Annotated in this window: 26 protein-coding genes, 1 other RNA gene and 2 pseudogenes; 11 read left to right on the forward strand and 18 right to left on the reverse strand. The window is 69.7% G+C overall.

What is annotated here, in order from left to right; all coding sequences use genetic code 11:
• Window positions 1–19: 19 nt before the first annotated feature.
• Window positions 20–928, reverse strand: a complete 909-nt coding sequence (locus ACIQ7Q_RS32270; RefSeq protein ID WP_403870096.1) for an LD-carboxypeptidase — start codon at window positions 926–928, stop codon at window positions 20–22.
• A 287-nt stretch (window positions 929–1,215) separates the two neighbouring features.
• On the reverse strand, window positions 1,216–1,518 hold the full coding sequence (locus ACIQ7Q_RS32275) for a His/Gly/Thr/Pro-type tRNA ligase C-terminal domain-containing protein (RefSeq protein WP_403870334.1): 303 nt from the start codon (window positions 1,516–1,518) through the stop codon (window positions 1,216–1,218).
• Between ACIQ7Q_RS32275 and ACIQ7Q_RS32280 the strand changes: the two are divergent.
• Together ACIQ7Q_RS32280 and ACIQ7Q_RS32285 are read left to right on the forward strand one after the other, a co-directional pair.
• Window positions 1,507–1,815 (forward strand): annotated as a pseudogene (locus ACIQ7Q_RS32280) (transposase family protein); the annotation flags it as partial. The gene ACIQ7Q_RS32275 and the pseudogene ACIQ7Q_RS32280 sit on opposite strands and share 12 nt — an antisense overlap.
• A 36-nt stretch (window positions 1,816–1,851) precedes the next feature.
• Window positions 1,852–2,766 (forward strand): transcriptional regulator, encoded by a 915-nt coding sequence (locus ACIQ7Q_RS32285; RefSeq protein WP_403870099.1) that lies wholly within the window; start codon window positions 1,852–1,854, stop codon window positions 2,764–2,766.
• A 29-nt stretch (window positions 2,767–2,795) separates the two neighbouring features.
• On the opposite strand, the pseudogene ACIQ7Q_RS32290 reads toward ACIQ7Q_RS32285, so the two are convergent.
• Window positions 2,796–3,057, reverse strand: a pseudogene (locus ACIQ7Q_RS32290) (transposase family protein); the annotation flags it as partial.
• Window positions 3,058–3,536: 479 nt separating this feature from the next.
• On the opposite strand from ACIQ7Q_RS32290, the gene ACIQ7Q_RS32295 reads away from it, so the two are divergent.
• Window positions 3,537–4,109, forward strand: a complete 573-nt coding sequence (locus ACIQ7Q_RS32295; RefSeq protein ID WP_403870102.1) for a hypothetical protein — start codon at window positions 3,537–3,539, stop codon at window positions 4,107–4,109.
• A gap of 341 nt (window positions 4,110–4,450) precedes the next feature.
• Here ACIQ7Q_RS32295 and rnpB read toward each other — a convergent pair.
• Window positions 4,451–4,861, reverse strand: an RNA gene (gene rnpB / locus ACIQ7Q_RS32300) — RNase P RNA component class A.
• Window positions 4,862–4,937: 76 nt separating this feature from the next.
• Here rnpB and ACIQ7Q_RS32305 point away from each other — a divergent pair.
• On the forward strand, window positions 4,938–5,720 hold the full coding sequence (locus ACIQ7Q_RS32305) for a MerR family transcriptional regulator (protein ID WP_403870105.1): 783 nt from the start codon (window positions 4,938–4,940) through the stop codon (window positions 5,718–5,720).
• Window positions 5,717–6,547: a hypothetical protein gene (locus tag ACIQ7Q_RS32310; RefSeq protein ID WP_403870108.1), complete on the forward strand. Its 831-nt coding sequence runs from the start codon at window positions 5,717–5,719 to the stop codon at window positions 6,545–6,547. Before ACIQ7Q_RS32305 ends, ACIQ7Q_RS32310 begins: the two co-directional genes overlap by 4 nt.
• Here the strand turns inward: ACIQ7Q_RS32310 and ACIQ7Q_RS32315 are convergent.
• Complete coding sequence (locus ACIQ7Q_RS32315; RefSeq protein ID WP_403870109.1) at window positions 6,534–7,976, reverse strand: RNB domain-containing ribonuclease; 1,443 nt, start codon at window positions 7,974–7,976, stop codon at window positions 6,534–6,536. The two genes, ACIQ7Q_RS32310 and ACIQ7Q_RS32315, sit on opposite strands and share 14 nt — an antisense overlap.
• A gap of 111 nt (window positions 7,977–8,087) precedes the next feature.
• Here ACIQ7Q_RS32315 and yaaA point away from each other — a divergent pair, with 111 nt between their 5' ends.
• Together yaaA and eda are read left to right on the forward strand one after the other, a co-directional pair.
• The gene (yaaA, locus tag ACIQ7Q_RS32320; protein ID WP_403870112.1) at window positions 8,088–8,888 is read left to right on the forward strand and encodes a peroxide stress protein YaaA; all 801 of its coding nucleotides are present in this window, start codon (window positions 8,088–8,090) and stop codon (window positions 8,886–8,888) included.
• Between the two features lie 65 nt (window positions 8,889–8,953).
• Entirely contained in the window at window positions 8,954–9,577 is a 624-nt protein-coding gene (eda, locus tag ACIQ7Q_RS32325; RefSeq protein WP_403870114.1) for a bifunctional 4-hydroxy-2-oxoglutarate aldolase/2-dehydro-3-deoxy-phosphogluconate aldolase, read from the forward strand.
• Between the two features lie 258 nt (window positions 9,578–9,835).
• Here eda and ACIQ7Q_RS32330 read toward each other — a convergent pair whose 3' ends face one another.
• From ACIQ7Q_RS32330 to ACIQ7Q_RS32345, 4 genes are all read right to left on the reverse strand, one after another.
• A complete protein-coding gene (locus ACIQ7Q_RS32330) occupies window positions 9,836–11,146 on the reverse strand; it encodes a bifunctional RNase H/acid phosphatase (RefSeq protein WP_403870118.1) in 1,311 nt (436 codons plus the stop codon).
• The gene (locus ACIQ7Q_RS32335; protein WP_403870337.1) at window positions 11,146–11,889 is read right to left on the reverse strand and encodes a zinc ribbon domain-containing protein; all 744 of its coding nucleotides are present in this window, start codon (window positions 11,887–11,889) and stop codon (window positions 11,146–11,148) included. Before ACIQ7Q_RS32335 ends, ACIQ7Q_RS32330 begins: the two co-directional genes overlap by 1 nt.
• A complete protein-coding gene (locus ACIQ7Q_RS32340; protein WP_403870121.1) occupies window positions 11,886–12,725 on the reverse strand; it encodes a Nif3-like dinuclear metal center hexameric protein in 840 nt (279 codons plus the stop codon). The genes ACIQ7Q_RS32335 and ACIQ7Q_RS32340 overlap by 4 nt, the downstream gene beginning before the upstream one ends.
• A gap of 86 nt (window positions 12,726–12,811) precedes the next feature.
• Window positions 12,812–13,846 (reverse strand): ABC transporter substrate-binding protein, encoded by a 1,035-nt coding sequence (locus ACIQ7Q_RS32345; protein WP_403870124.1) that lies wholly within the window; start codon window positions 13,844–13,846, stop codon window positions 12,812–12,814.
• Between the two features lie 183 nt (window positions 13,847–14,029).
• On the opposite strand from ACIQ7Q_RS32345, the gene ACIQ7Q_RS32350 reads away from it, so the two are divergent.
• Window positions 14,030–15,349, forward strand: coding sequence for a hypothetical protein (locus ACIQ7Q_RS32350; protein WP_403870127.1), 1,320 nt, complete (start codon window positions 14,030–14,032; stop codon window positions 15,347–15,349).
• 413 nt (window positions 15,350–15,762) lie between these two features.
• On the opposite strand, the gene ACIQ7Q_RS32355 is transcribed toward ACIQ7Q_RS32350, so the two are convergent.
• From ACIQ7Q_RS32355 to ACIQ7Q_RS32370, 4 genes are all read right to left on the reverse strand, one after another.
• A complete protein-coding gene (locus tag ACIQ7Q_RS32355) occupies window positions 15,763–16,746 on the reverse strand; it encodes a 3-oxoacyl-ACP reductase (RefSeq protein WP_403870130.1) in 984 nt (327 codons plus the stop codon).
• Between the two features lie 100 nt (window positions 16,747–16,846).
• On the reverse strand, window positions 16,847–17,923 hold the full coding sequence (locus ACIQ7Q_RS32360; RefSeq protein WP_403870133.1) for a Zn-dependent alcohol dehydrogenase: 1,077 nt from the start codon (window positions 17,921–17,923) through the stop codon (window positions 16,847–16,849).
• A gap of 34 nt (window positions 17,924–17,957) precedes the next feature.
• Window positions 17,958–18,860: a MaoC/PaaZ C-terminal domain-containing protein gene (locus ACIQ7Q_RS32365; RefSeq protein WP_403870135.1), complete on the reverse strand. Its 903-nt coding sequence runs from the start codon at window positions 18,858–18,860 to the stop codon at window positions 17,958–17,960.
• A 276-nt stretch (window positions 18,861–19,136) separates the two neighbouring features.
• The gene (locus ACIQ7Q_RS32370; protein ID WP_403870138.1) at window positions 19,137–19,271 is read right to left on the reverse strand and encodes a hypothetical protein; all 135 of its coding nucleotides are present in this window, start codon (window positions 19,269–19,271) and stop codon (window positions 19,137–19,139) included.
• A 17-nt stretch (window positions 19,272–19,288) separates the two neighbouring features.
• On the opposite strand from ACIQ7Q_RS32370, the gene ACIQ7Q_RS32375 reads away from it, so the two are divergent.
• Window positions 19,289–19,948 carry a response regulator gene (locus ACIQ7Q_RS32375; RefSeq protein WP_403870141.1) on the forward strand — a complete coding sequence of 220 codons (660 nt, stop codon included), beginning with the start codon at window positions 19,289–19,291 and terminating at the stop codon, window positions 19,946–19,948.
• Between the two features lie 147 nt (window positions 19,949–20,095).
• Here ACIQ7Q_RS32375 and ACIQ7Q_RS32380 read toward each other — a convergent pair whose 3' ends face one another.
• Window positions 20,096–20,530 (reverse strand): VOC family protein, encoded by a 435-nt coding sequence (locus tag ACIQ7Q_RS32380; RefSeq protein WP_403870144.1) that lies wholly within the window; start codon window positions 20,528–20,530, stop codon window positions 20,096–20,098.
• A 198-nt stretch (window positions 20,531–20,728) separates the two neighbouring features.
• Between ACIQ7Q_RS32380 and ACIQ7Q_RS32385 the strand changes: the two genes are divergently transcribed.
• Together ACIQ7Q_RS32385 and ACIQ7Q_RS32390 are read left to right on the forward strand one after the other, a co-directional pair.
• On the forward strand, window positions 20,729–21,016 hold the full coding sequence (locus ACIQ7Q_RS32385) for a hypothetical protein (protein WP_403870147.1): 288 nt from the start codon (window positions 20,729–20,731) through the stop codon (window positions 21,014–21,016).
• An 88-nt stretch (window positions 21,017–21,104) separates the two neighbouring features.
• Window positions 21,105–21,257 (forward strand): hypothetical protein, encoded by a 153-nt coding sequence (locus ACIQ7Q_RS32390; protein WP_403870348.1) that lies wholly within the window; start codon window positions 21,105–21,107, stop codon window positions 21,255–21,257.
• Window positions 21,258–21,276: 19 nt separating this feature from the next.
• Here the strand turns inward: ACIQ7Q_RS32390 and ACIQ7Q_RS32395 are convergent, their stop codons facing one another.
• From ACIQ7Q_RS32395 to ACIQ7Q_RS32410, 4 genes are all read right to left on the reverse strand, one after another.
• On the reverse strand, window positions 21,277–22,245 hold the full coding sequence (locus tag ACIQ7Q_RS32395) for a glycosyltransferase family 2 protein (protein ID WP_403870149.1): 969 nt from the start codon (window positions 22,243–22,245) through the stop codon (window positions 21,277–21,279).
• A gap of 28 nt (window positions 22,246–22,273) precedes the next feature.
• Window positions 22,274–23,116 carry an inositol monophosphatase family protein gene (locus tag ACIQ7Q_RS32400; protein ID WP_403870151.1) on the reverse strand — a complete coding sequence of 281 codons (843 nt, stop codon included), beginning with the start codon at window positions 23,114–23,116 and terminating at the stop codon, window positions 22,274–22,276.
• The gene (locus ACIQ7Q_RS32405; protein ID WP_403870153.1) at window positions 23,113–23,715 is read right to left on the reverse strand and encodes a phosphoribosyltransferase family protein; all 603 of its coding nucleotides are present in this window, start codon (window positions 23,713–23,715) and stop codon (window positions 23,113–23,115) included. The genes ACIQ7Q_RS32400 and ACIQ7Q_RS32405 overlap by 4 nt, the downstream gene beginning before the upstream one ends.
• Window positions 23,716–23,947: 232 nt before the next feature.
• Window positions 23,948–25,390 (reverse strand): MFS transporter, encoded by a 1,443-nt coding sequence (locus ACIQ7Q_RS32410; protein WP_403870156.1) that lies wholly within the window; start codon window positions 25,388–25,390, stop codon window positions 23,948–23,950.
• Between the last annotated feature and the right edge of the window lie 53 nt (window positions 25,391–25,443).

Here is a 25,443-nt window from a genome sequence, read left to right on the forward strand (position 1 = left end):
ATCTTGGTCGAGAACCCGTCTACCAGGAGCTTCGTCGTTCCGTACAACCCAAGCCCACCAACGCCCCCGCACTGCAGTCAGGTTGGAAAGGGCTCCATGTCTTCGGACGCCCCATCAGCAAAGCTGAAAACTTTTCGAGCAGACCCCGCTCCCCCATGCTGCGCATGATCACATATACTTCCTCGGCGCTCGGCATCGAATCTCCAGTTTCCAGGAACAGCACGCCGCCGGAGTACATATCGACCTGTCGCACCGCCAGGTCCGCCATCAACAGCCAAGACACAATCTCCAGGTCACCTCCCCAACCGGTTCCTTCGACTGCGCGATGCGCGTTGTGCCAGGTCCAGCCACTAGCGGGCTCCATCTGTGGTTCGACGTCGAAGGTTTTCGGATCCTGCCAGGAGCCGATGACCTCACCGAACGTTGCTGCCGGCTGGAGTTCGAATTCGCCGGAGCTGAAGAGCGCTGCCCGCAAGGATTCTTCTGTCATAGGGTGCATCACGCCGGGTCGGCCGTACTGAGTCATCACCATGCCGCCGTGAAAGCTGACGATGCCCAGGCTGCACAGGAAGACCACCAGATTGGTGTTGTCGCTGTAGCCAAAGAACGGCTTCGGGTTGGCCCGGATTAGATCGCGGTCGAGATGGCGCAGCACAGTGATCTGGTCGGAGCCGCCGACGCTGGCGATGACCGCCTTGATCTGTGGGTCGGCAAACGCCGCGTTGATGTCCGCGGCCCGAGCCTGCGCGCTCGCTCCCATAGTGCGGGTGGTGGGATATTCAACGGGCTTGAGCCCGAAGCCGTCCCGCAGCCTTCGCAGTCCAAGTTCGTAGGGCAGCGGGACCTCGCCGGGCAGGCCGCGCGAAGGTGATACGACCGCGACGGCGTCGCCAGTCTTGGGCTTGGGGGGATAGATCGGAGCTGCCATGCCGCGATGGTAATAAGTCAATTACTGGATCTCTGGGAGGTGCCCGCTGGGCACGGCTTTCGGCGCTGCCGCATTGTCCAGGTCCTTGACCAGGCCTGGAGCGAAATAGGACTTTCAGATCGTCAGCCTTGGATTCGATGGGCGTCGGATAGACGTCGCGCCCACGCGCGCATGAAGGCCCTCTCTGCAACCTGAAGACCCATCCGAAATCGATCAACGGCGAGAGACGACCGCGGGCGACCGCGGGGCGTCAGCCCAGCAGTCGCCCGCGCGTCCAGGTCCGCGGTTCAGCGCCCGAGGAACTTGTCCACCTGCGCCACAACCTCGCTGCTCGGCACCTCGATCTGCTCGCGGGTGGCCAGATTGCGAACCGCCACAAGCCCCCGCTCCCACTCGCTTGGAGCAATGACGACGGCAACCTGGGCCCCGGCTTGGTCGGCCCGCACCAGCTCCTTGCTCAGTTTGCGAGACTCGAGCGGCGTAGACGTCCGGATGCCCGCCAGCCGCAATTCGCGGGCGACGGCTCGGCAATCGGACAGCAGCTCCGCACCGATAGGGATCACCACGGCGTCCACCGCGGCGCGGGGCATCTGACCGCCGCCCGCAGCCACGGAATCATCGACGCCCTCGCTGCCGCTGGGCTGAAATGCTGGGCGGACAAGGCATACCAAGGTGCAGGCCGCCACGTCCGCGTGCCCTTCCGGGGCCGCCGCCTCAAGCGGTGGAAGCGCCGGCACAACAGCACCCACGCCAAGATCCGCTGTCTCGGCGAGCGGGCCATGGCCACTCTGAAGGGCTGGCGCCTCCTGCGGAAGCTCCGCTGCAGCACCAACCGCATCACCGCGATCGTCCAAGCCGTCCTCGTCCTACATCACGCGGCAGCCTGAGGTTGGAAAAGGCTCACTCCCGCCACCGTCGATCGCATGAGCGAGCGCGTGGAAGCATTGCGCGCGATGGAGCAAGAGGCCGGCGGCGGCGACTTCATCGACTCCGCCCGCGCCGACCTGCGCCTGATTACCCGCATGCTCGACAACGGGCGGTACACCCAGCGGACCGGTCGGCGCCTCTACTCCCTTGCGGCTGAAGTGTGCTGCCTTCTCGGCTGGATGAGCTACGACGCCAGCTTCAACAGCGCGGCGCAGAAGTACTACACCGCTGCTCTACGCGCAGCCAAGACTGCTGCTGATGACACCCTCGGTGCGCACACGCTTTGCTTCATGGCCACCCAGGCGGCGACAAACGAAGAGCAACGTGCCGCTGTCGGCCTCATGCAAGCGGCGGAGAGCGTCCGCAGTCAGGTACCGCGCATCATGCAGGCATCGCTGGCCGCACACCAGACCACTGTCTTCGTCAAGGCGGGCGAGAAGAGAAGCGCCGCGCAGGCCCTGAGCCGCGCCTTCGCCGCACTCGAGCGAGCGAACGATGATGCCCCGGCCTACTTGCGCTGGTTCGGAGAGGCACAACTTCGTTCCACTGAAGGCCGGTTCCTGTTGCTCACTAGTCAGGCGGACAGGGCAACCGATGCCCTTGAGCGCTCGGTTACCCACGCTGCACCACGTGACCAAGCGGTACGCTGCGGCACCCTCGCCCTTGCGTACCAGCAGGCTGGCGACCTTGATGGTGCTCTCGACGCCACCGACCGCGCTCTTGGCCTGATCGATACAGGAATCCATACGCAGCGGGGTATCGAGCGGCTCCAGGAAGTCCGCAAGGGTTCGACCCGCACCAATCTGAGCCGAGGGTCAAGGAGACAAGCGAGCGGATCGCCGCCATGGCCGCATGAGGTGATCCCTCCCATCGCTTCGACAACTCAGGGTGACTCCTGGCTTGCGGCGTAGCATCTCTGCGCCGCTCCACGTCGACCGGGACGACAGCCGGGGGTGGGGCACACCAGGCGCCGCACCGGCACGCGGACCACCCCGCGGCCGTCCACCGGTGCGTCGGCGACGGTCCGCTCGGTGATAGCCGTGCACGCGACGGGACGGCGCCCCGCAGGCAGGGCAAACAACCTTCCCGGCGGGCGTCCGCGCCCGCACCACAATCCGCTCACCCTCGTCGGCCACGCCCTCGATGACCAGCGGACGCAGCCCCGAAAACACCACGTCTACAAGCTCGTTGATATCCCGCACGTGAGGGACTGCTGCACGGATAGGTGACAGAGATGTCACCAGACCGTGCAGCAGCCCCTTCGCCGCTGGGCAGGACCGGCTTGGTACAGCCAGAGCACGGGTGGATGCGGCGCACAGGGGAGGCCACCCGGCGCACGAAAGCATTCCGCGCCCCCGGGGGGACCGTGTGCTCTCGAAGGCCGAGGTGGTTACCGTTTGTCGGATGCGGGCCGGGGTACCGTATGAAGCACTGCGTCGGCATTGCAAGGGGAGACGCGGAGCACCGGTCGCGTGGCTGCTGATGCTGGTCGTGACGTTGAAACAGCGGGGGAATCGTAGGATTATTTAAGGCTGCACTGGGGGCTGCTGTGGGGGAGAGTATTTCCGCGGAGATTTTCGTCTCGGCGTTCAATCGGCTCGGATGGGATACATCCGTGGCCCAAAGGGGGGCTGCCAGGTACACCTCGGTGCGCAGTTGGCGGAACTCGCAGACTGGACAGGTGGCTGCGGCGGGAGCTGCAGCAATGGCGGTGCCGGGTGCGCATGCGGCGGCACTCGTCGGTGATGTGGCGTTTCTGCTGCACAAGATGTCCGTCTGTGCCTGGGGAATTGGCTTCAAGATGGGTGCCACAGTCGACGGGGAGGACGATCTTGCGGTCATTCTCGCGCTTTGGGCAGATGCTCTGGAGCCGGATGCGCTGAGTGTGGCGTCAGCGGGGGCCGGGGCGTCGGCAGGGTTCATCGCATTCAGCGCCGCCTACCCGACGTATGGGACAGCGGTGATGGCCAAGGCTCTTGCGATGGGAGCAAACAGCGGGATTTCCATGGTGGGTGGGAAGATCGTCGGCAAGAAGAGCGCAAAGGCTGCCCTCAAACTCAGCAAGCCGTTCATTAATAAGATCGCACAGAAGGCCGCGGTGAAATTCTCCGCGCTGCTGGGTTCAAAAGCAGTAACGGGATTCATCCCGTTACTGGGCGCCCTTGCCGGGGCGGGGATCAACGCCTACTTTGTCACAAAGTTTGCCGATGCCGCCGAGAGCTATTACAGCCACAAGCTTGCAGCTTGTGGCTGAGAGTCCGCATCAGGCAAGAACGGGCGGGCCGGGGAGGGGCTGCTGGTCGAGACGGTCCGCAAGTCCGGACTGGACGGCGCGACATCGGCAGCATTGGCGGTGGCGCAAGCCGCGGGCAGTGCACGACCCGGGCATGGTCCGGCCGGATGTTGCACTCGATCCGAACCAGCCCGGAGGCGTCGCCTGCCCCTGTTCTCCTGGGACTTTTCAGGGACTTTCAGCGCTGCCTGAGGGACTTGCGAGGGACTTTCGGCCGCCTAACGCGGCAAGCCCCCGAAAGATCGGAAAGGGCCTCCGACGCAGGTCAGAGGCCCTTTCCGAGGCAAAGTCGCAGGTAGCGGCAGACGAGTCGGGCTGTACGCCGGGTTCTGTGCGCCCGGGACCTCGCGGTCGTCGGGGCGACGGCCATCCATCTAGGACCGGCGTTGCCGCCGGCCTCGTGCGGTCTACCCGCGGACTCGGGCGGGCAGCCCTCATGCGTCCGCGCAGGGTCACCCTCTTGCGAGAGGTGGCCCCTCTTGACCTTGCTCCAGGTGGGGTTTACCTAGCCGCCTGAGTCACCTCAGGCGCTGGTGGTCTCTTACACCACCGTTTCACCCTTACCGAGGACCGAGGTCCCCGGCGGTCTGTTTTCTGTGGCACTGTCCCGCGGGTCACCCCGGGTGGGCGTTACCCACCACCCTGCCCTGTGGAGCCCGGACGTTCCTCGGGAAGATCGTTGCCGATCCTCACGCGGCCGCCCGCCCGGCTCGTCTGCCGTGTCGACCATGCTACCTGCCGTTCCGGCGAGCTTGACCTGGTCGCAGCGTCAACGTTTCTACTGGTGTCATGCGAATCGGAGAGATCGCCGCGCTCGTCGGGGTGACCACGCGGGCCGTCAGGCACTACCACCACCTGGGGCTGCTGCCCGAACCGGTGCGCCGGGGCAACGGGTACCGGGAGTACACCGTCCGCGACGCCGTGCTGCTCGCACGGATCCGGCGGCTCACCGAGCTGGGGCTCGGGCTCGACGAGGTGCGCGACGTGCTCGCCGAGGACGCAGGGCGGGATCTTGTCGAGGTGCTGGAGGAGCTGGACGCCGACCTCGGGCGGCAGGAGGCGCTGATCCATGAGCGGCGGGCGCGGCTGGCCCCGCTGCTCGAGCAGGCACGGGAGGGGCGACTGCCCCCCGAGGGACCAGTGTCGCCGATGCTGGCGGAGCTGTTCGGGGACATGGCGCGCGCGTCCGCGGCGCTGCCCGGGCCGGAGCCGGCGATCGCGGCCAAGGACCGTGAGCTGCTGGCGCTGCTGGACACGATGGCGCCCCCTACGGAGCAGGAGCGGCTGATGGGGGCGATGCGCCGGATGACCGAGGCGCCGGGTGCCATGGAGCGCGTGTACGCGCTGTACGAGGAACTCGACGCGCTCGCGGACGCCGACCCGGCCGACCCGAGGGTGGAGCGGACGGCCCAGGGCCTCGCCGACGTGCTGCCCGACGAGGTGGTGGCGCAGCTCGGCACGGACGGCCCGCCCCAGGAGGGGTTCCTGGCCGCGTTCCTCGCGGACTTCTCGCCCGCGCAGGCCGCCGTCGTGGAGCGTGCCCTGCGGCTGGTCATGGAGCGTGCCCGGTGAACCGGCTGCTGAGGGCCCTGCGGGGCGTGGCCTACGCGGTGCTGCCCGCAGAGCTGCTGCTCGCCATGTGTCTGGTGGGCGGTGTGCGCATCCCGGCCGTCGTCCTCGCCCTCGCCGAGGTGGCCGTCGTGCTGCTGCTCGCCGCGGAGGTGTTCGCATATCTGCGGCTGCGCAGGGGCGGGTTGACCGGGCGGGAGGCGCTGGCCGAGCTCGTACCGCTGCCCGTGCTGCGGCTCATCGGCCACGAACTGCGGCTGATGTACAGCCTGGTCCTGCGGGTCGCGCGGCGCCGCGACGGCGTCGGGCCGGACGACCGCGCTTTCGGGCACGCCCGGGACCAGGCCGCGCTGATGTACGGCTTCACCTTCGTCTGCGCCGTCGAGACGGTCGTCATGGCCGTGCTGTTCCGGAACTGGCCGGCCGTGCACGCCGTGCTGCTCGTCGTCGACGTCTACACCGTCCTGTTCATGCTGGGCCTCCAGGCCGCTTCCGTCACCCGCCCGCACGTCCTGTCCGCGGATACGCTGCGGCTGCGCCAGGCAGGCCATGTCGACCTGCGGATACCGCTGGAGCGGATCGCGTCCGTACGGTACGAGTTGCTCTTCACGCACGAGAAGCAGGACGAGGTCCTCGACCTGAAGATCGCCGGGCAGACGTCGGTGACGCTGGAACTGTCCGAGCCGGTGACGCACACGGGTCTGCTGGGGCGGGAGCGGCCCGTCCGAACGGTCCGCGTCCACGCCGACGACGCCAGGGCGTTCGCGAAGGCCCTGCGGGAGGCGGTCGGCGGGGAGCCCCCGGCGAAGGCGCGGGTCACGCCGGCGTGAACCGTACCTTCGCCCGCAACGGGTCCGCCTCCGCGAGCCGTACCCGCAGCCGCTCCCCCAGGGGCAGCGCCGCGCCGTCGCCCTCGACCCGCGCCACGACCGCCGGGTCCTCGAGGTGGACGGTGCCGACCGCCGGATCGTTCTCCTTCACGTCCACGACGACGGCGTCGAACAGCTCGCCGACGCGCTCGCGCAGCACGATCGCCTCGACGATGTCGACGCACTCGCGCTCGACGGTATTGGCCCGCCGGGACCCTTCGGCCATCTCCTTGGGGAGCGCGTCCAAGGCGGCGGTCACCCACTCCGGCGGTTCCTGTCCCGCCACGGCGGCGACGCAGAGCTCGCCCGCGTAACGGTCGACGAGCCGCCTCAGCGGCGCGGTGCAGTGCGTGTACTTGGCGGCGACGGCCGCGTGCACAGCCGGCACCGGCAGCTCCCCGCCGGTGAACGCCGTGTACCCGGCGCCGCGCAGCAGGGTCGTGCACTCCTGGAGGAAGGCGGCGTGGCGCGGCTCGTGCGGGTCGAGGGAGCGGACGAGCTCGGCGTACGAGACGTGGTGCGGCCACTGGACGTGCAGCGCCGTTGCCGAGCGGCGCAGCCGTGCCACGGCGCCGTCGGGGGCGGTCGGCAGGGTGCGCAGGATTCCGGTGCCGTGGGCGCCCATCAGATCGGCGGCGGCCATGCCGGTGAGGAGGGAGATCTGGGCGTTCCAGCGGTCGGCGGGGAGCGGGGCCCGGTATTCGAGGACGTACGCACCGTCCCGTTGCGCGATCTCCTGCTCGGGCACGGCCAGGGAGATCCCGCCACGTTCGACCTCGAGCGCCTCGCGCAGGGTCCCGATGTCCTTGAGGAGGGCGAGCGGCTCCTCCGCGCTGCCGGAGTCGATCCGCCTCTGGGCGCCGTCGTAGTCGAGCCTGGCCCGGCTCCGTACCAGCGCCCGGCGCACGTGGGCCGCGACCGTGCGCCCCTCGGCGTCGAGGTCGATCCGCCACAGCAGCGCGGGCGCGGTCTGGTCGGGCAGCAGGCTGGCGGCGCCCTCGGAGAGGTGGGGCGGATGGAGCGGGACCTTCTCGTCGGGGAAGTACACGGTCTGTACGCGGCGGTGGGCTTCGGCGTCCAGCGCACTCCCGGGCGCCACGAAGGCGGCCACGTCGGCGATCGCGTAGTGGACGCGGAAGCCGCCGCCGCGCCGTCGGGCCAGGTGCATCGCCTGGTCGAGGTCGACGGAGGTGGGCGGGTCGATGGTGAAGAACGGGATGTCCGTGGCGTCCTCCGCGGGCAGCTGCGGTGCCTCGGCGGCGGCCTCGGCCTCCGCGAGGACCGCGGCCGGGAACTCCCCTGGGACGTCGAGGGTCGTGCGCAGCTCGCGCAGGGCGGCGCGCAGCGGGGCCTCGGCTGCGCCGGTCACGTTCATCAGGCGGCGGGGCATGGACCGAGCGTAGGGCCGGGCGGGGGTCGTGGCATTTTGAGGGGCCGGCCGCTTTGTAGGCTGGCGCGGGGGCCGCACCCCCTCCCCCGTACGCCGTGAAGGAGACCTGTCGTGCTCGTGCTGCTGCCGCCGTCGGAGGGCAAGGCCGATTCCGGCCGCGGGACCCCCCTGAAGCCCGAGTCGCTGTCGCTGCCGGGGCTGGCGGAAGCGCGGGCGGGGGTGCTGGACGAACTGGTCGAGCTGTGCGTCGCCGACGAGGCAAAGGCCCAGGAGGTCCTCGGCCTGAGCGAGGGGCTGCGCGGCGAGATCGCGAAGAACGTGGAGCTGCGGACGGCGGGCACACGTCCGGCGGGCGAGATCTACACGGGCGTCCTGTACGACGCGCTGGGCCTGGCCACGCTGGACGCGGCGGCGCGCCGGCGGGCCCGGCAGTCGCTGCTGGTGTTCTCCGGCCTGTGGGGCGCGGTGCGGATCGGTGACCGTATCCCGTCGTACCGCTGCTCGATGGGCGTGAAGCTGCCGGGACTCGGCGCGCTGGGGGCGTACTGGCGCGGCCCGATGGAGTCGGTCCTTCCGGAGGCCGCCGGGAACGGGCTGGTACTGGACCTGCGTTCGTCCGCGTACGCGGCGGCGTGGAAGCCCAAGGGCGAGGTGGCGGGGCGCACCGCGACGGTGCGGGTGCTGCATTCGCAGATCGTCGACGGAGTCGAGAAGCGGTCCGTGGTCAGTCACTTCAACAAGGCGACGAAGGGCCGGATCGTACGGAGCCTGCTGGAGGCGGGGGCCGCGCCGAAGACGCCGGAGGCGCTGGTCGAGGCGCTGCGGGACCTCGGTCACGTGGTCGAGGCGCAGGCCCCGGTGAAGGGCGGCAAGGCGTGGGGGCTGGACGTCGTGGTGTCGGAGATCCACTGACGCTGCGCGTTGCACAGAATGCAACGCTCGTTGCGGATGGTGCACGCCCCGGGCAGGATGGGCGCATGACCTCCGTGCTCGACCTCGCCCCCGTCATTCCCGTCGTCGTCATCGACGACGCCGCCGACGCCGTGCCGCTCGCGCGCGCCCTCGTCGCGGGTGGCCTGCCCGCGATCGAGGTGCCGCTGCGGACACCGGCCGCGCTCGATGCGATCCGGGCGATCGCGTCGGAGGTACCGGACGCGGCCGTCGGCGCGGGCACGGTCATCTCGGCTGAGGGCGTGGCGGCGTCGGTGGCGGCCGGAGCACGGTTCCTGGTCAGCCCCGGGTGGACGGACGCGCTGCTGGACGCGATGCAGTCGTCGGGGGTGCCGTTCCTGCCGGGCGTCTCGACGACGTCGGAGGTCGTGGCGCTGCTGGAGCGCGGCGTGGACCAAATGAAGTTCTTCCCCGCCGAGGCGGCGGGCGGCACGCCGTACCTGAAGTCCCTCGCGGGTCCCCTCCCCCAGGCACGTTTCTGCCCGACGGGCGGCATCACGCGCGCGTCGGCTCCGTCGTACCTGGATCTGCCGAACGTCGGCTGCGTCGGCGGCACATGGATGCTGCCCGCCGACGCCTTCGCGGCCGGGGACTGGACACGCGTCGAGTCCCTGGCGCGGGAGGCGGCGCAGCTCGGGACCGCCCGATGAGGCTCTGAGCTTTCCCCGCGCTCAGTCGAAGTCCAGCTCTGGGAGGTCGACGGCCGGTCCGTGTCCATGGCCGGCCACTCGCCCCGGCGGGGCTGATCTCGCGCAGCGAAATTCAGCGCGTCCGGCGACTGAGGACACCGCGGGAAGCGCGGTACGGGGCCCGGGGCCTGCCCGCCACGCGCCGGAGCCGCACATCGGTACAGCGGGAAGGGGCGGGGAGGGGAACCGCGCCGCAGGGCCACCACTCCGCCCCAGCCCTCACCGCAAGTGCGACGTGTCGTTCATCAGCCGCAGCGACGCGTTCCCGTCCGCGTAATACGCCACCGCCGACAGCGACGCCGCCGACAGTTCCATGCGGAACAGGGACTCCGGCGGGGCCCCCAGCGCCAGGCGGACCAGGGTCTTGACCGGGGTCACGTGGGTGACCAGGAGGACCGTGCGGCCCTGGTGGCGGGACAGGAGCTTGTCGCGGGTCGCCGCGACCCTCCGCGCCACCGTCGCGAAGCTCTCGCCGCCGCCCGTGGGGACCGCCCTCGGGGAGGCCAGCCACGCGTCCAGGTCGTCTGGGTACCGTTCCCGCACCTCCGCGAACGTCAGGCCCTCCCACGCGCCGAAGTCGGTCTCACGCAGGCCCTCTTCGAGGGTGACGTCGAGGCCGAGCTTCGCCGCGACCATGTCCGCCGTCTCACGGCAGCGGCGCAGCGGCGAGCTGACGATGTGCTGGATCGTGCCGCGCGCCGCGAGCGACGCGGCGACCGCTTCGGCCTGGCGGCGGCCGACGGCCGACAGCACCGGGTCGCTGCCGCCGCTGCCGGAGAAGCGCTTCTCGGGGGTCAGGACCGTCTCGCCGTGCCGGAGCAGGACGAAGGTCGCGGGCACACCCAGGTCCGGCGCGGCCCAGCCGACCCCAGCGGCCCCGGCAACCGGCTCAGCGGCCCCGGCGGTCGGCTCAGCGGCGACCACAGGCCGCTCGGTCGCTTCCAGCGTGCCGACGGACCCCGCCGCGGCCGTCGCGCTCGCGCCCGCACTCGGCCGTCCCAGCGCCGCCCGTGCCTTCGCCGCGCCCGCCGCCGCGTCGCCCACCACGCGGGCCGCCCCGGCATCGCGCGCGTCGAGCGCCGCCATGGAGCGCGACGGCTCCCACTGCTTGCCCTTCTTGCCCGCGTCCATCGCCTCGTTGGCGAGCCGGTCCGCGTGCTTGTTGCGCTCGCGCGGGATCCACTCGTAGGTGACCTGCGAACGCGGGAAGACGCGCGCGGCCTCGGCGGCCAGCGGCTTCATGTCCGGGTGTTTGATCTTCCAGCGACCGGACATCTGCTCGACGACGAGCTTGGAGTCCATCCGTACGCGGACGAGCGCCTCGGGGTCGAGGGCGTGGGCCGCTCGCAGACCGGCGACCAGGCCCTTGTACTCGGCGACGTTGTTGGTCGCCACACCGATGTACTCGGCGGCCTCCGCGAGCGTCTCGCCGGTGACCGGGTCGAGGACGACCGCACCGTACCCGGCGGGGCCGGGATTGCCCCGGGAGCCGCCGTCTGCTTCGACGACGAACTCCCGCGGTGCAGGCACTACAGCCCCGATTCGGACGTACGGACGAGGATGCGGCGGCAGTTCTCGCAGCGCAGCACCGTGTCGGGCGCGGCCGCGCGGACCTCGTTCAGCTCCGTGATGTTCAGCTCCAGCCGGCAGCCCTCGCAGCGCCGCTGGAAAAGCCGGGCCGCGCCGACCCCGCCCTGCTGGACGCGGAGCTTCTCGTACAGCTTCATCAGGTCCGCGGGGACGGATCCTGACACGACCTCGCGCTCCTTGGTGACGGACGCGGTCTCCGCGTCGAGCTCCGCCTGAGCGGTGTCCCTGCGCGTGGTCGCCGCGTCGACCTTGTTCTGCACGGACGAGACCCGCTCGATCAGTTCGGCGACGCGCTCCTGCGCGGACTCACGGCGCTCCATGACCTCGAGGACGATGTCCTCCAGGTCGCCCTGGCGCTTGGCGAGGGAGACGATCTCGCGCTGGAGGTTCTCCAGGTCCTTGGGCGAGGTGATGGCTCCGGAGTCGAGGCGCTGCTGGTCGCGGGTGGCGCGCTGGCGTACCTGGTCGACGTCCTGCTCCGCCTTGGTCTGCTCGCGGGCGGTGTCGCTCTCCTCGGTCTGCGCGGCCACGAGCAGGTCCCGCAGCTGCGTGAGGTCCTTGGTCAGCGATTCGATCTCGGCGTGCTCGGGCAGCGACTTGCGCTTGTGCGCCAGCTGCGACAGGCGCATGTCGAGGGCTTGGACGTCGAGGAGTCGGATCTGGTCGGCGGGCGCGGCGTTCAGTTGGGGGCTCCAGAGGAATCGTGGTGAGAGGACCAGGGGTCGGTGACCGTCTTCGACACATGGACCCGCAGGTCCCAGCCGTTCCGGTCGGAGATGGCGTCGAGCTGTGCCGCGGCCTGTTCGCACCAGGGCCATTCGGTGGCCCAGTGCGCGGCGTCGATCAGCCCGAGGGGTGAGTGCTGGGTGGCCTCCGACGCCGGGTGGTGGCGCAGGTCGGCGGTGAGGAACGCGTCCACGCCTGCGGCCCGTACCTGCTCGAACAGGCTGTCGCCGGAGCCGCCGCTGACCGCGACCGTGCGCACCGGCGCATCGAGGTCGCCGGCGACGCGGACGCCCTGAGCGGTGGCGGGCAGGCGCTTCGCGGCGCGGGCGGCGAATTCGCGCAGTGTCTCGGGGTGGTCGAGCTCGCAGATCCGGCCGAGGCCCCGTCGCCCGCTCGCGTCGGAGGGGTCGGGCACCAGGGGCCGTACGACGCGGAGGTCGAGCGCCCCGGCGAGGGCGTCGGAGACGCCGGGGTCGGCGGTGTCGGCGTTGGTGTGCGCGACGTGCAGGGCGATGTCGTTCTTGATCAGGGTGTGCACGACGCGGCCCTTGAAGTGGCCGGCGGCGACGGTGGTCGTCCCGCGCAGATAGAGCGGGTGGTGGGTGACCACCAGGTCCGCGCCGAGCTTCACCGCTTCTGTGACGATGTCCTGTACGGGGTCGACGGCGAACAGCACGCGGGTGATCTCGGCGTCGGGGTCTCCGCAGACGGTGCCGACGGCGTCCCACTGTTCGGCCCGCTCGGGGGGCCAGAGGGCGTCGAGCGCGGCGATGACTTCAGACAGACGGGGCACGCAGCAAAGGCTACCTGCCCCGCCCGTCTCCGAAGCCTGCACCTGCTTGACGAGGTGGCCTGCACCTGGGACGAGGTGGCCGCCGCCTACTTGACGAGGTGGCCGCGCAGATCGTCGAGAACCTCGTCGGCAGCGGTGACGCCGAGGCCCAGATACCAGGTCTCGTCGGGGACGTCCTCGGCCTGCCCGGCCTTGACGGCCTTCAGGTTCTTCCACAGCGGGTTGGACTCGGCGGTGTCCCGCTTGGTCTTCGACGGGTCGCCGTAGACGCCGGTGAAGATCCAGTCGGCGTCGGCCTGGTCCATCTTCTCGGGGCTGATCTCGACGGCGAGGTCCTCGATCTGCTGGTTCTTCGGCCGCGGGACGCCCGCGTCGCGCAGGATCGTGCCGATGAAGGATGCCTGCGCGTAGAGGCGGATCCGGTCCGGCATGTAGCGGAGCATGGTGACGGTCGGCTTCTTCTCCCCGAGGTCGGTACCGAGCTGCTTCGCCTTCTTCTCGTACGCGTCGAGCTTCTTCTTCGCCTCCTCGGTCCGGTCGAGGGCCGCGGCGTTGAGGAGGTAGTTCTCCTTCCAGGTGAAGCCGGGGCGGATGGAGAAGACCGTGGGGGCTATCCGGGACAGCTCCTTGTACTTGTCGCTCGCGCGCAACTGGCTGCCGAGGATCAGGTCGGGCTTGAGGGCGGCGATGGCCTCGAGGTTGAGGCTGTTGATGGTGCCGACGCTCTTGGGGTTGCCGGCTTCCTTCTTCAGGTAGCCGGGGATGCCGTCGTCGCCTTCGGTGGGGGCGTAGCCGACCGGCTCGACGCCGAGGGAGGCAACGTTGTCCAGTTCGCCGACGTCGAGGACGACGATCCGCTCGGGCGCCTTCTCGATCTCGGTCTTGCCGAGGGCGTGGGTGATGGTGCGCGGGAACTGGCCGGGGCGCGCGTCCGTGCCCATCGCCGCGGTCTTCTCCGCCGCGTCGCCGAACTCCTTGCCGCCCTGAGCGACCTTCTTGCCGCTGTCGCCGGCCGGCGCGTCCGCGTCCTTGCCGGCATCGCCCCCCGTGCCGCAGGCGGCGAGGGAGAGGGCGGCGGCAAGGGCGAGTGCGGCGGCGGGACCGCGACGGCGAAGGGACATGGCGTGCTCCTGATCCGAACTTAGGGGAGCCTTACCCTAAGCGCGGTCGCCACCCCGAGCACAACCGCCCTCCCGTTCTCATGCAAACCAGGACATGGCCACCCTTATGTGTGAAGAGACGTGTCTCGTGCTGTTCGGCAGGAAGTGCGATACCTAGCTTCGGTAGCCGGAGGTGAGGCATCGATGACAGCCTGTGCCATCGAAACAGCCGCGGAGAACGGGGCGGTGGCGACCACGGAAGGTACGGAAGGCGCGGGGAGCACGGAGGTCCCCGGGGACGCGGACGGCGCGGAGGTCCCGGAAGCCGGGGAGTCGGCGTGGGTCGCGGGTTCCGGGGCGGACACCGCCGCCGGGCCCGCGGGTGCCGCGACGGACCCCGCGTTCACGATCGCCGCCGACGGGACGTACGGCGCCCGTCTCGCCGGTACGGGCGACGCGGTGTACCCGGAACGCTGGACTCTCGACGGACCCGAGCCCTACGCGGTCCCGCTGCCGCTGGACCAGCCCGAGGAGCGCGAGGCGGAGGTACTGCCGCTGAGCGACGGGCGAGTACTGATCCGCCGGCGGGTCGCGGAGCGCCACACGTTCTCCCTGCTCTACCCGACCGGGCCGGCCACCGGTGAGCTGCCTCTCGGGGCGGTCACCGCCGAGGAGTTGCGGCTGCTGCCGCCCTCGCCGGACGGGGTGCGCGCCTACGCCCTGGCCCCGGGTGAGCGTTCGACCGGCATCTGGCTGGTGGCGGGCGGGGCGTTCGGGCCCGAGCACCTCGCCGACGTACCGGGGCGCTGCTCGGGCGGCGCCTGGCTTGACCGTGCGGGGCGGCTGCTCGCACTCGACCGCCGGCAGCCGGACGGCGGCCCGGTCAAGACGGTCGCGGTCGACCTGGCGCGGGGCGGCGAGGTGACTCCGCTGTTGCAGATCACGGAGGACAGCGACGACCGGCTGCTCCTTGCGGACGCCGACAGCGGCCTGCTGATGATCCGTTCGAACGCGCCGGGCCCCGGCGACGACCGGCTCGGCTGGGGCGTGCTGGGCAGCCTGCGGCCGGTGCGCTTCCCGGAGAGCCTGCGCCTGCCGGACGCACTGGTGACGCCGTTCGCCGTGCAGCCGGCACAGGTGCTGATGCCGGAGACGTGCGCGGTGGCTCTGCGGATCGACGGGGCGGCGGGCAGCTGGGTGGGTGTCTGGCGGCCCTCGGGCCGTCGCCTCCATCAACTTGCGCCGCCCGAGGGGTGGTTGGCCGGAGCAGGTATGTGGAGCCGGGACGGTGTGCTGCAACTCCCTTACGTCACACGGTCGATGCCATGTGGTGTGGCTCGTGCGGCGGCCTCCGAAGTGTTCGCGACGGAGTCCGCAGAAACCTTCGCTCACGGGACGGCCACAGAACCGGCACAACCGGAAGCCGCAGGTGGGGAACCATGCGAGGGCTTCCGGAGTCCTCTTGTTCGCAGGCCGGTTCCCTTGCAGCAGGCGCCGCTCAGCGACCGCAGCACCCGTGGTTAGACTCACGGGCCGGGGCTACCGCGTCACGGTTCCGCAGGTGTGGCCGGGCGCCCTGCGACACACGTACGCAGCGATTACAACGGGGTGACTTCCCACATGTCTGAAGCCCGAACCGCCGCGACCCACGAGCGCCCGCAGCCTGCGGGCGGGGGGCGGGGCGACGGTGCCGGTGGCGGCAAACACCGAGGGGGTGCGGCGGCGCGGGACGACTCGACCGCGCCGGCGCAGGGGCGGCACCGGAGGCCGTCGTCGGCGGACGGGGGCTGAAGGGAGCCGCTGCACGGGGCAGTTCCCCACCCCGCCCCTTCCCGCTGTACCGATGCGCGGCTCCGCCGCGCGGCGGGGCAAGCCCCGGACGCCGTACCGCGCTCCGCGCGGTGTTTCGGGGCTCCGCCTGGGCGGCGTGGGGGGCCTCACCCCCGCTTCAGTCCCAGCACCTCCCCCGCGCCGAACGTCTCCCCCGCCGGGCGCCCCTCGTAGTACGCGCCCAGCACCCCCTCCAGCTCCTCGAAGCTGAACGCCTCCTTCGACGCGTCGAACTTCGCGGCCACCCGGGGCCGTTCGACCACCGCCACCATGCCGCCGTGCACCACCAGCAACTGACCGTTGACGGCCGAGGCCGACGGCGACGACAAGTAGCCCACGAGCGGTGCCACGTGCTCCGGTGACAGCGCGTCGAGGTGGCCCGGTTCCGGTTCCGCGAAGCCCGCGAAGACGTCCTCCGTCATGCGTGTCCTGGCGCGGGGGCAGATGACGTTCGTCGTGACGCCGTACTTCGCGAGTGCCAGCGCCGTCGACGTGGTCAGGCCGACGATGCCGCCTTTGGCCGCCGCGTAGTTCGGCTGACCGGCCGAGCCGGCGAGGAACGCCTCGGAGGAGGTGTTGACGATACGGCCGTAGACCGGCGCGCCCGCCTCCTTGGAACGTTCGCGCCAGTGCGCGGCCGCGAAACGCGTGGTGTTGAAGTGGCCCTTGAGGTGGACCCGGATCACCGCGTCCCACTCGGCCTCGCTCATGGAGAAGACCATCCGGTCCCGCAGGATGCCGGCGTTGTTGACGAGGATGTCGAGCTTGCCGTGCTCGCGCACAGCGGTGTCCACCAGGGCGCGGGCCGACTCGAAGTCCCCGACGTCGCCCAGATGGGCGACGGCCCGGCCACCCGCCGCCCGGATCTCCGCGGCGACCTCCTCCGCGGGTGCGTCGGATGCTTCGCCGGAGCCTCCCCCATGGCCTTCGGCATGGGAGGTGCCCCCAGGGCCGGGCTGCCCGTAGTCGTTGACGACAACCGCCGCGCCGAGCCGGGCCAGTTCCAGGGCCTCCGCCCGGCCGAGGCCGCGGCCCGCGCCCGTGACGATCGCGCTCAGGCCCGCGAGCGGGCCCTCAGGGGGATGTGGCATGCGCAGTCCTCTCGGAGATCCGCCGAAGACGGGGTTCACAGACCGGTCAGAAAGGTCTCAGCAACCGGTTCAGGAAGGTCCAGGACGGCTTCGGAAACGGTCAGAGCTCGATGCATGTGCGCAGCGCCTCACCGCTGCGCATCTGGTCCAGCGCGTCGTTGATCCCCGCGAGGGGTACGCGGTGGGTGATCAGGCCCGCCAGGTCGATCCTGCCCGCCCGCCACAGGGCGATGGCCCGCTCGTAGGAGCGCAGCACATCGCCGCCGCCGTACATCGACGGCAGGATCCGCTTCTCGTCGAAGAACAACTCGAACATGTTGAGCTGCAGGTTGTCGTCCATCGCGCCGGCGCCGACGATGCACAGCGTCCCACCGCGCCGGGTCGTCTCGTAGGCGGTGCGCGCGGTCGCGGACTTGCCCACGACCTCGAAGACGTAGTCGAAGCCCTCACCGGCGGTGATGCGCTGCTTGGCGTCGGCGAGTCCGTCGGGCGCGACCGCCTCGGTGGCGCCGAACCGCAGTGCCGCTTCGCGCCTCGACTCCACGGGGTCGACGGCGACGATCTGTGCCGCGCCCCGGAGTTTCGCGCCCTGGATCGCGGAGATGCCGACGCCGCCGCAGCCGATGACGGCGACGGACGAACCGGCTTCCACCTGCGCGGTGTTGATCGCCGCGCCGAGTCCGGTGGTGACGCCGCAGCCGATGAGCGCGGCGATGTCGAAGGGCACGTCGTCGGGTATCGGCACCGCGCAGCCCGCGTCGACGACGACTTCCTCGGTGAAGGTTCCGGTGCCGGCGAAGCCGAAGACGTCCCCACCGGGCCTGCGGAAGTTGGGGGTGCCCGCGTTCATGAAGCCGGCCAGGCACAGCTGGGTCTGGCCTCGTTTGCAGGCCGGGCAGATCCGGCAGGCGGGCAGCCAGCACATCAGCACCCGGTCACCGGCCGCGAGGCCCTGCACCCCGTCACCGACCTCGAGGATCTCGCCCGCCCCTTCGTGACCGGGGATGAACGGCGCGGGCTGCGGCAGTACGCCGTTCATCGCGGAGACGTCCGAGTGGCACAGGCCCGTCGCGCGGACCCGGATCTTCACCTTGCCGGGGCCGAATCCCACGGCCTCGACGTCGTCGAGGACTTCGAGCTTGTCCTGTCCGATCTCGTGCACTACAGCGGCGCGCATGACGGATCCCTTCGGCAGGCGGGCGGGCAGACTGTTACGTGTTCTCCACGAGCTCTACGACGGCGTCGGCCAGTACGGGTGCGTCGTCCCGGTCGGCACAGGTGACCGACACCTGGACACGGCCGCCGTCACCGCCGCCCTCACCGCCGTCGTCGCCGCCGTCGTCGCCGGTCCACATGTGGATGCGCAGCGTCTCGCCGGGGAAGACCACTCCGGCGAACCGCGTGCCGTACGAGCGGATACGGGACACGTCGCCGCCGAGCAGCGTGTCGACGACCGCCTTGAGCGTCATCCCGTAGGTGCACAACCCGTGCAGGATCGGCCGGTCGAACCCGGCGAGCTTCGCGAACTCAGGGTCGGCGTGCAGCGGGTTCCAGTCGCCGGAGAGCCGGTAGAGCAGGGCCGCGTCCTCGCGGATCACACGCTCGACGGTCCGGTCGGGTCGGCGGGCGGGGAGTTCGAGGCGCTGGGAGGGTCCACGTTCTCCGCCGAAGCCGCCTTCGCCGCGTACGAAGAGCTGGGCGTCGCAGGTCCACAGCGGCCCGTCGTCGTCGGCCGCCTCGGTGCGCAGGACGATCACCGCGGCCTTGCCCTTGTCGTACACCGCGGCGACTCGGGAACGGGAGGTGGCCGTGCCCTTGACGGGGATCGGGCGGTGGAGTTCGACACGCTGGCTGCCGTGGAGCACGGACGCGAGGTCGATGTCGAGGCCGGGCGCGGACATTCCGCCGACGACGCCCATGCCCGCCCCGGCGACGGTGGCGAAGCTCGGCAGCACGTGCAGCCTGGACTCCAGGGTGTAGCGCAGCTCGTCGGGGTCGGTGGCCGGGCGGCCGGCGCCGAGGCCCAGATGGTAGAGCTGGATGTCCTTGTGGTCCCAGGCGATCGTGGTGGAGCGGGGCTCTGCTGCGACGGCCCTGGCGACGTCAATGGGCATGGGGCTGCTGCTCCTCGAGGAGTGGAGGACCTCCGTGCGGAGATTTCGGTGTGGAGACCTCGGTGCGGAGACCTCGGCACAGCCGTCCGCACCGTCGGCCGCACCGAGGTCGTACGTGACCGGCCGGGCGAGCCCGTTCTAGAACGCGTTCTAGGCCGATGGCCCTATGTATAGCGCGGCCACCGGAAGTTGTGAAGACGACTGACGGTATGTCAGTTCGGCTGCCCCCGGGTCCACCGCGGCCCTCCGCAACTGCGCGCCGGCCGACGCCGCCGCCTACCGTCGGCCCCGGCTGCGTACCGCGAGCAGCGCCAGGGCGAGGACGCCCGGCTCGACGGGACGGGACGGGACGCCGGAGGCGGGCCCGTTGCCGGGCGACGGGTTCCGCGTGACCGCCGAGCTGCCGGTCACGGCCGTAGCCTGAGCTCATGGACGAAATGCCCCGCGACCCCAGACCCGCGAAGTCCGTGCGCGTCCTGCTCGCGGAGGACCAGGACATGACGCGCGGCGCCCTGGCGCTGCTGCTCGGCCTGGAGCCGGACATCGAGGTGGTGGCGCAGGTGGGGCGCGGGGACGAGATCGTGGACGCCGCGCTCGTCTCCCGGCCCGACGTGGCCCTGCTGGACATCGACCTGCCGGGCCGCAGCGGCGTGGACGCCGCGGCGGACCTGGCGCGGGAGGTCCCCGACTGCCGGGTGCTGATCCTCACCACGTTCGGCCGGCCGGGCTACCTGCGTCGGGCGATGGAGGCCGGGGCGGCCGGGTTCCTCGTCAAGGACGGGCCGGTGGAGGAGCTGGCGCAGTCGATCCGGCGGGTGCTGACGGGCGAGACCGTCATCGACCCGGCACTCGCCGCGGCGGCGCTCGGCGCGGGCCCGAACCCGCTCACGGCGAGGGAGCGCGATGCGCTGAGCGCCTCGGTGGACGGGGCGACGGTCGCCGACATCGCCGTGAAACTGCATCTGTCGGAGTCGACCGTAGGCAGCCACCTGTCGTCGGCGATCGGCAAGACGGGCACCCGCAACCGCGTCGAGGCAGTCCGCGAGGCCCGCCGGCAGGGCTGGCTCCCACCAAGGGCTGTCCCATAACCGCTGGTCACGAGCCGAGATGATCTTGTGGTGGCGGGTGGGATCACGGTGCCGGAGCCGCCCTGGGTGACAGCGACGGCCGTCCCGCCCCCTACGGGACCACCGTTGAGGGGAGACGGCTCCCCACGTCGCCGTCTTGGAGGATGCTCAGTCGAGACAGAACTCGTTGCCCTCGACGTCCTGCATCGCCATGCACGACTCGTTGTCGTCATCGGCAAGCAGGAGTTGCACGCGTACCGCGCCGAGCGCGACCAGTCGTGCGCACTCGGCCTCAAGCGTGGCCAGGCGCTCTTCACCGACGAGACCGGTGCCGACCCGCACGTCAAGATGCAGCCGATTCTTGACGACCTTGCCCTCGGGAACCCGCTGGAAGTACAGTCGCGGGCCCACTCCTGACGGATCTGTGCAGGCGAACCATGAATCCCGCTGCTCGGGTGGCTGCGAGCGCTTGAAATCGTCCCACGTAGCAAACCCCTCCGGTGGCGGCGGTACGACGTACCCCAACACCTCGCACCAAAAACGAGCGACGCGCTCAGGTTCTGCGCAGTCGAAGGTGACTTGGAACTGCTTGATCGATGACATCGGCGCACCCTAGCAAGGGGGCTCTGCTGTGGGGCCCAGGATCCCATCCTGACCAACCATCCTCATGCCAAAGATCAGTTACGGGACAGCAACAGCCCTGAGAAGGCGACCAGGGCGCGTATCGAGTCGTGATCAAACTGCCTGCAGCAATGAGCCGGTGGCGGCCGCCTGTGGCGACTCGCGTGAGATCATCCGTCCATGAGCAGCGATCTGGAAGTAAGTGCTCTGGCGATCAATGTCACGATCCCGCAGGCGCTCCGCTGGACAGACACTCGACGCGGTGAAGCGTTCACGCTGACCACACTCAACGTCCGGCTTCTTCCGGACGGTCACCTCGTCGTGAAGGCCTATGGCAGACCAGTCGGTGGTGGTCGGGGCGCCTACGTCTCTTTCCCTGTCCCCGATAGACCCGAACTGGCCGCCTTGGTCGCTGACGCTGCCAGCCGTGCCGGGGCGTTGCGGGCCGCCCACCGTGGTCTCGGCTGATCTCAGGGCGCATATTGGGCCGTGATCAATCTGCGGGAATCGCCCTCGCGGTAAAGCCCGCATCGGTAGATCTTCTTGCGTGACGCGAGTGCAACTGACTGATATGGAACGGAGTTCATCGGTCAAGGCCTGGCGAGGCATCGCCACTCGGTTCGACAAGACCCCGGGCAGCTACCTCGCCGGCCTCCACCTGCGTGCCTCGATGATCTGGCTCAAGGACCTCACGAGAACCGCCCCTTGATCACGACTCGATACGTGCCCTAGAGCTTGCACACCGGTGGGCTCGTCGGCATCAGGAGAGATTCCAGAGCTGCTACGGAGATTCGCCGGGACCGTTGGATGGACTCCCTCTTTCGCAGCATTCTGCGGCACAGTGCAGCGGCAGCCATCTTGCCCGACAGAAGGGTCCGCACGGAACTCCCGTTCTGCAGCACCACCGGGCGCGCGTTGGCTTTCACGATGGACAGCGCATGGCGTTTCAAAAGGGCAGCGGGAAAGTTCTTGACGACGTTCCACACATGGTTGCGCTCGATGAGGAACGCCTTGTAGGACGAAGAGGTGGGCGTGCTCGATCCGTAGTGGTATGCGCGGCAGGACGGATCGAGCAGGCAGGTCATTCCGAGTAGCTGCATCCGGAACCCCAGGTCGACGTCCTCCAGATAGGCGGTGAAATCTTCATCCAGCCCGCCGACCGCTTCCCAAGCCTGGCGCCGATAGGCGGCGCAGCAACTGGAGACCGAGAACACCGGGCGCACTCCTCCGGCCAGCGCATCCAGTGGCGAGCCCCACAGGCGGTTGGACGCGCGCCCCCAGAGGTCCACGTGACTGCCGGCGGAATCGATCAGGGTCGGGTCACCCGCCTGAACGACCAACGAAGCGACCGAACCTGTCTCGGGATTGGCCTCAAATGTGGTGACGACTCCCTCGGCCCAGTGGGAATCCAGATACGCGTCGTCGTTCAGTGTGGCCACATAGGGGGCCGTGGAAACGGACACGCCGTAGTTCACGGGAGCGCAGAAGAACGAGTTCCTACGGAGGCTCACCATGCGCAGCCGAGGGTCCGAGAAGTCCCCCAGCATCGAGGCCGCGACGTCGGCGGATCTTCCGTTGTTCACCACAACGAGTTCCAGGTCGGGCATGGACTGGTCGAGTACCGATCTGACGGACCTTCGAAGCATTTCCGTCCGGAACGAGCTCGGTATCACGATACTGATGCGCGCCGACGCCATGATTCCCCCGGTTCGGAAAGAGTGCTACCTAGGGACACTCGAGCAGGAGCCCTTGCAGGGCGCCGTGAATCGCACCGTTCGTCGCCAGCACGTCCAGCTTCTTCTCCGGGGATTCCCACCTGAGACTCTTTCCGTCCCAGGACGAGATCGAGCCGCCGGATTCCTGCAGGATCAGCCCGGCAGCGGCGACATCCCACACCCGGAGATCCAGTTCGAAGTAGCCGTCCAGCTCTCCGGTCGCCACTGAGACGAGGTCGAGGGCAGCGCTGCCGCGTCGCCTCAGGTCCTGGCACTCGGCAAACGCCCGTTCCGCGACGCGGAAGATCCTTGGCGACTTGCTTCGGTCGTAGGGGAGTCCGAACCCCAGCAGGGAGTGCGACAGCCGCCTGTTCGGAGACACCTCGACCCGTTCGTCCGCCTCCTTGCCCAGAGGATCCTGTCGGCGGTGGGAGAACGCCCCTTCGCCCGCCACCGCGTAGTAGCTCATGCATGTGAACGGATTGTGCACCACTCCGACTTGAGGGACCGAACCTTCGCACAGCGCCACCGAGACAGCTGCATGCTGCATACCGTGAAGAACGTTCGTCGATCCGTCGATCGGGTCGACGATCCAATTGAGGGAGCCCTCGCCATGCTGCCCCGACTCTTCGCCGATCACGCGAGATCCGGGAAGGATGGCCGTCAGTTTCTGGATCAGTTCGTGCTCTATCGTGCGGTCGAGTTGAGTGATCACATCGCCGATGGACGTCTTGGTCTGCACCTGCGAGGGGTTCTTGAAATCTGCGCTGTAGTCCGGAACCCGGGAAGCCTCGAGCTCGACCGTCGTGACCACTTCTCTGCAGATCGAGGAGAACTCCGATGCCTTGATCACCGAGCTTTCCCCCAGGGGAAGTAGAACTCGTCGTCGTCGGCGATCCACCAGTAGTAGTCGGGTGACTTGTGGTTCTTGATGGCGACCTTGGTGACCGCGAGCGAGCACGAGTGAATGCGCTCCGGACTGAATCCGGCCGCTACCATCTCGGACCGCAGCATCTCGAGAAAGTCCCCGGACATGGCGAAGTCGTCGACGATGAGTATGTCGCCTTGGCTCTCGATGAGAGCTGTCACGCTCGCGGGGATTTCCACTATCCACTTCTTGGTCTCGATCCGAATGGACTCGGAACTGAGACCGGATGAGTGGTCCGCTGCTTTCCAGGTCCTTATTCCGACGTACACCGGGGGTTGGCCAGGGAAGTCAGTCACCAGCAGATTGGCGAAGGTGGCCCCTGACAGGCCCGGCGTCACGACTGCTACGGGGTTGAAGTCCGCCCTGATCTTCTGTGACAGGTCGGAGGCGGCTGCCTGCAGATCCGCCCAGTCGAGGCGCTTCCGAATACTGTTGAGGCGCTCCGCCTTGCGCGCAAAGACGATCGTGAGGACTACGCCGACCACTCCGACGATTAATCCCCCCACGGCCAACGTCATACTCATGTCCGGCACGGGTGACCCCAATCGAGTTCGTTCGCGGTTGACGTACTGCCGCCGGGCAGAGGGATTCGAGACGCAGATTCGAGACGCCGAGTTCGATCAGAGAGTGCCGCGTGAAGAACGCATAAAATCAGACACAGGGTATCTTTGCCCCTCGTCCCCCGATGCCTTGATGCCTGACGCTTTGCAATACCTTGACCTCTCCAGGAAGGCCGGGCCCGTGCCCCGCGGCCCGTCAGGCCTGGGCCCGTTCTGCCGCGGGCCTCGGCAGCCAGAGCTGCATCAGCACCGCGGCCGCGAGCAGCACGCCCGCCCCCGTGCGGAACGCCAGCGCGTATCCGTCCGTCAGGGATTGCGGGTCGGTGGCGCCGCCGGAGCGGGAGGCGGCGACCGTCGACAGGATCGCGAGGCCCAGCGCACCGCCCATGGTGCGGGACGTGTTGATCAGGCCGGAGACCAGGCCCGCGTCGTCCGGGGCCGCTCCCGACGTCGCGAGGGCGGCGAGGGGAGTCGCGGCGAGGCCGACGCCGGCCATCATCAGGATGCCCGGACCGGCGATCGCCGTGAGGTACGTGCCGTCGGCACCCATCGTGGACTGCCAGCCGAAGCCGGTCGCGGCGATCAGCGCGCCGAGGACGGCGACACCTCGCGCGCCGCCCCTCGCCATCAGCGGCGGCGCGACCTTGGAGCCGACGATGACGCTGACGGAGCTGGGGATCAGGGCGAGACCGGCCTCGAGAGGTGTGTAGCCGAGCACGTTCTGGGCGTAGACCGTCATGAAGAACCACATCGCGAAGGACGCGGAACCGGTCACCAGCATCGCCACGTTGGCGGCGGCCACCGCCCGCGAACGGAAGACCTTCAACGGCATGAGTGGAGCCTTCGCCCGGGCTTCGACCGCCGCGAAGAGGCCGAGCAGCGCGAGCCCGCCGAGCAGCGGCAGCAGCGTCTCCCCCGCGCCCCACCCCGACTCCTCCGTCTGCACGATGCCGTACGCGACGGCGGCCAGCCCGCCCGTAGCGAGGACCGCGCCCGGCAGGTCGAGCCTGCGGCTCGTTCCGACCCGGCTCTCGGTCAGCCACAGGGTCGCGGCGGCCAGCACCAGAACACCGACCGGGACGTTGATCAGGAGCACCCAGCGCCACGACAGCAGGTCGGTGAGCACGCCGCCGACGAGCCCGCCGGCCGCGCCGCCCGCCGCGCCGACGGCCGCCCAGGTGGCGATCGCGCGGGTGCGGGCGGGGCCGGGCGGCACGGCCGCGGTGATGATGGTGAGCGTCGCGGGCGCGAGCACCGCCGCGCCGAGCCCCTGCACGCCCCGGGCGGCGAGCAACTGCCAGCCTTCCTGCGCCAGCCCGCCGGCGACGGACGCGGCGGTGAACAGGCTCAGCCCGACGAGGAACATCCGCTTGCGCCCGAACAGGTCCGCCGCCCTTCCGCCGAGGAGCATGAACCCGGCGAACGCGATCGAGTACGCGTTGAGCACCCACTGCAGCCCGGTCGCGGAGAGCCCGAGGTCGGCGCGCATCGACGGCAGTGCCACATTGACGACGGACACGTCGAGTACGACCAGGAACTGCCCCGCGCACGCGGCAAGGATCACGGCCCAGGTGCGGGACGGGGGCGTGGTGTGTGCGGGGGCGAGCGGCTTCCGGGTGTTCGAAGGGGCTTGCGGCATGCCTGTCATGGTCGCAGCGATGGGTCGACCCGTACATGCTGAATTCGATGTAC

The organism is Streptomyces sp. NPDC096176, assembly GCF_044763255.1.
Taxonomy (GTDB): domain Bacteria; phylum Actinomycetota; class Actinomycetes; order Streptomycetales; family Streptomycetaceae; genus Streptomyces.

Coding starts and splice junctions, on each gene's coding strand:
- ACIQ7Q_RS32405 (WP_403870153.1), bottom strand. CDS start 23,715: ATGAGTATGACGTTGGCCGTGGGGGGATTAATCGTCGGAGTGGTCGGC.
- ACIQ7Q_RS32385 (WP_403870147.1), top strand. CDS start 20,729: ATGAGCAGCGATCTGGAAGTAAGTGCTCTGGCGATCAATGTCACGATC.
- eda (WP_403870114.1), top strand. CDS start 8,954: ATGACCTCCGTGCTCGACCTCGCCCCCGTCATTCCCGTCGTCGTCATC.
- ACIQ7Q_RS32285 (WP_403870099.1), top strand. CDS start 1,852: ATGAGCGAGCGCGTGGAAGCATTGCGCGCGATGGAGCAAGAGGCCGGC.
- ACIQ7Q_RS32365 (WP_403870135.1), bottom strand. CDS start 18,860: ATGCCCATTGACGTCGCCAGGGCCGTCGCAGCAGAGCCCCGCTCCACC.
- ACIQ7Q_RS32410 (WP_403870156.1), bottom strand. CDS start 25,390: ATGCCGCAAGCCCCTTCGAACACCCGGAAGCCGCTCGCCCCCGCACAC.
- ACIQ7Q_RS32270 (WP_403870096.1), bottom strand. CDS start 928: ATGGCAGCTCCGATCTATCCCCCCAAGCCCAAGACTGGCGACGCCGTC.
- ACIQ7Q_RS32395 (WP_403870149.1), bottom strand. CDS start 22,245: ATGGCGTCGGCGCGCATCAGTATCGTGATACCGAGCTCGTTCCGGACG.
- ACIQ7Q_RS32355 (WP_403870130.1), bottom strand. CDS start 16,746: ATGCCACATCCCCCTGAGGGCCCGCTCGCGGGCCTGAGCGCGATCGTC.
- ACIQ7Q_RS32380 (WP_403870144.1), bottom strand. CDS start 20,530: ATGTCATCGATCAAGCAGTTCCAAGTCACCTTCGACTGCGCAGAACCT.
- ACIQ7Q_RS32315 (WP_403870109.1), bottom strand. CDS start 7,976: ATGCCCCGCCGCCTGATGAACGTGACCGGCGCAGCCGAGGCCCCGCTG.
- ACIQ7Q_RS32350 (WP_403870127.1), top strand. CDS start 14,030: ATGACAGCCTGTGCCATCGAAACAGCCGCGGAGAACGGGGCGGTGGCG.
- ACIQ7Q_RS32305 (WP_403870105.1), top strand. CDS start 4,938: ATGCGAATCGGAGAGATCGCCGCGCTCGTCGGGGTGACCACGCGGGCC.
- ACIQ7Q_RS32275 (WP_403870334.1), bottom strand. CDS start 1,518: ATGCCCCGCGCCGCGGTGGACGCCGTGGTGATCCCTATCGGTGCGGAG.
- ACIQ7Q_RS32345 (WP_403870124.1), bottom strand. CDS start 13,846: ATGTCCCTTCGCCGTCGCGGTCCCGCCGCCGCACTCGCCCTTGCCGCC.
- ACIQ7Q_RS32375 (WP_403870141.1), top strand. CDS start 19,289: ATGGACGAAATGCCCCGCGACCCCAGACCCGCGAAGTCCGTGCGCGTC.
- ACIQ7Q_RS32360 (WP_403870133.1), bottom strand. CDS start 17,923: ATGCGCGCCGCTGTAGTGCACGAGATCGGACAGGACAAGCTCGAAGTC.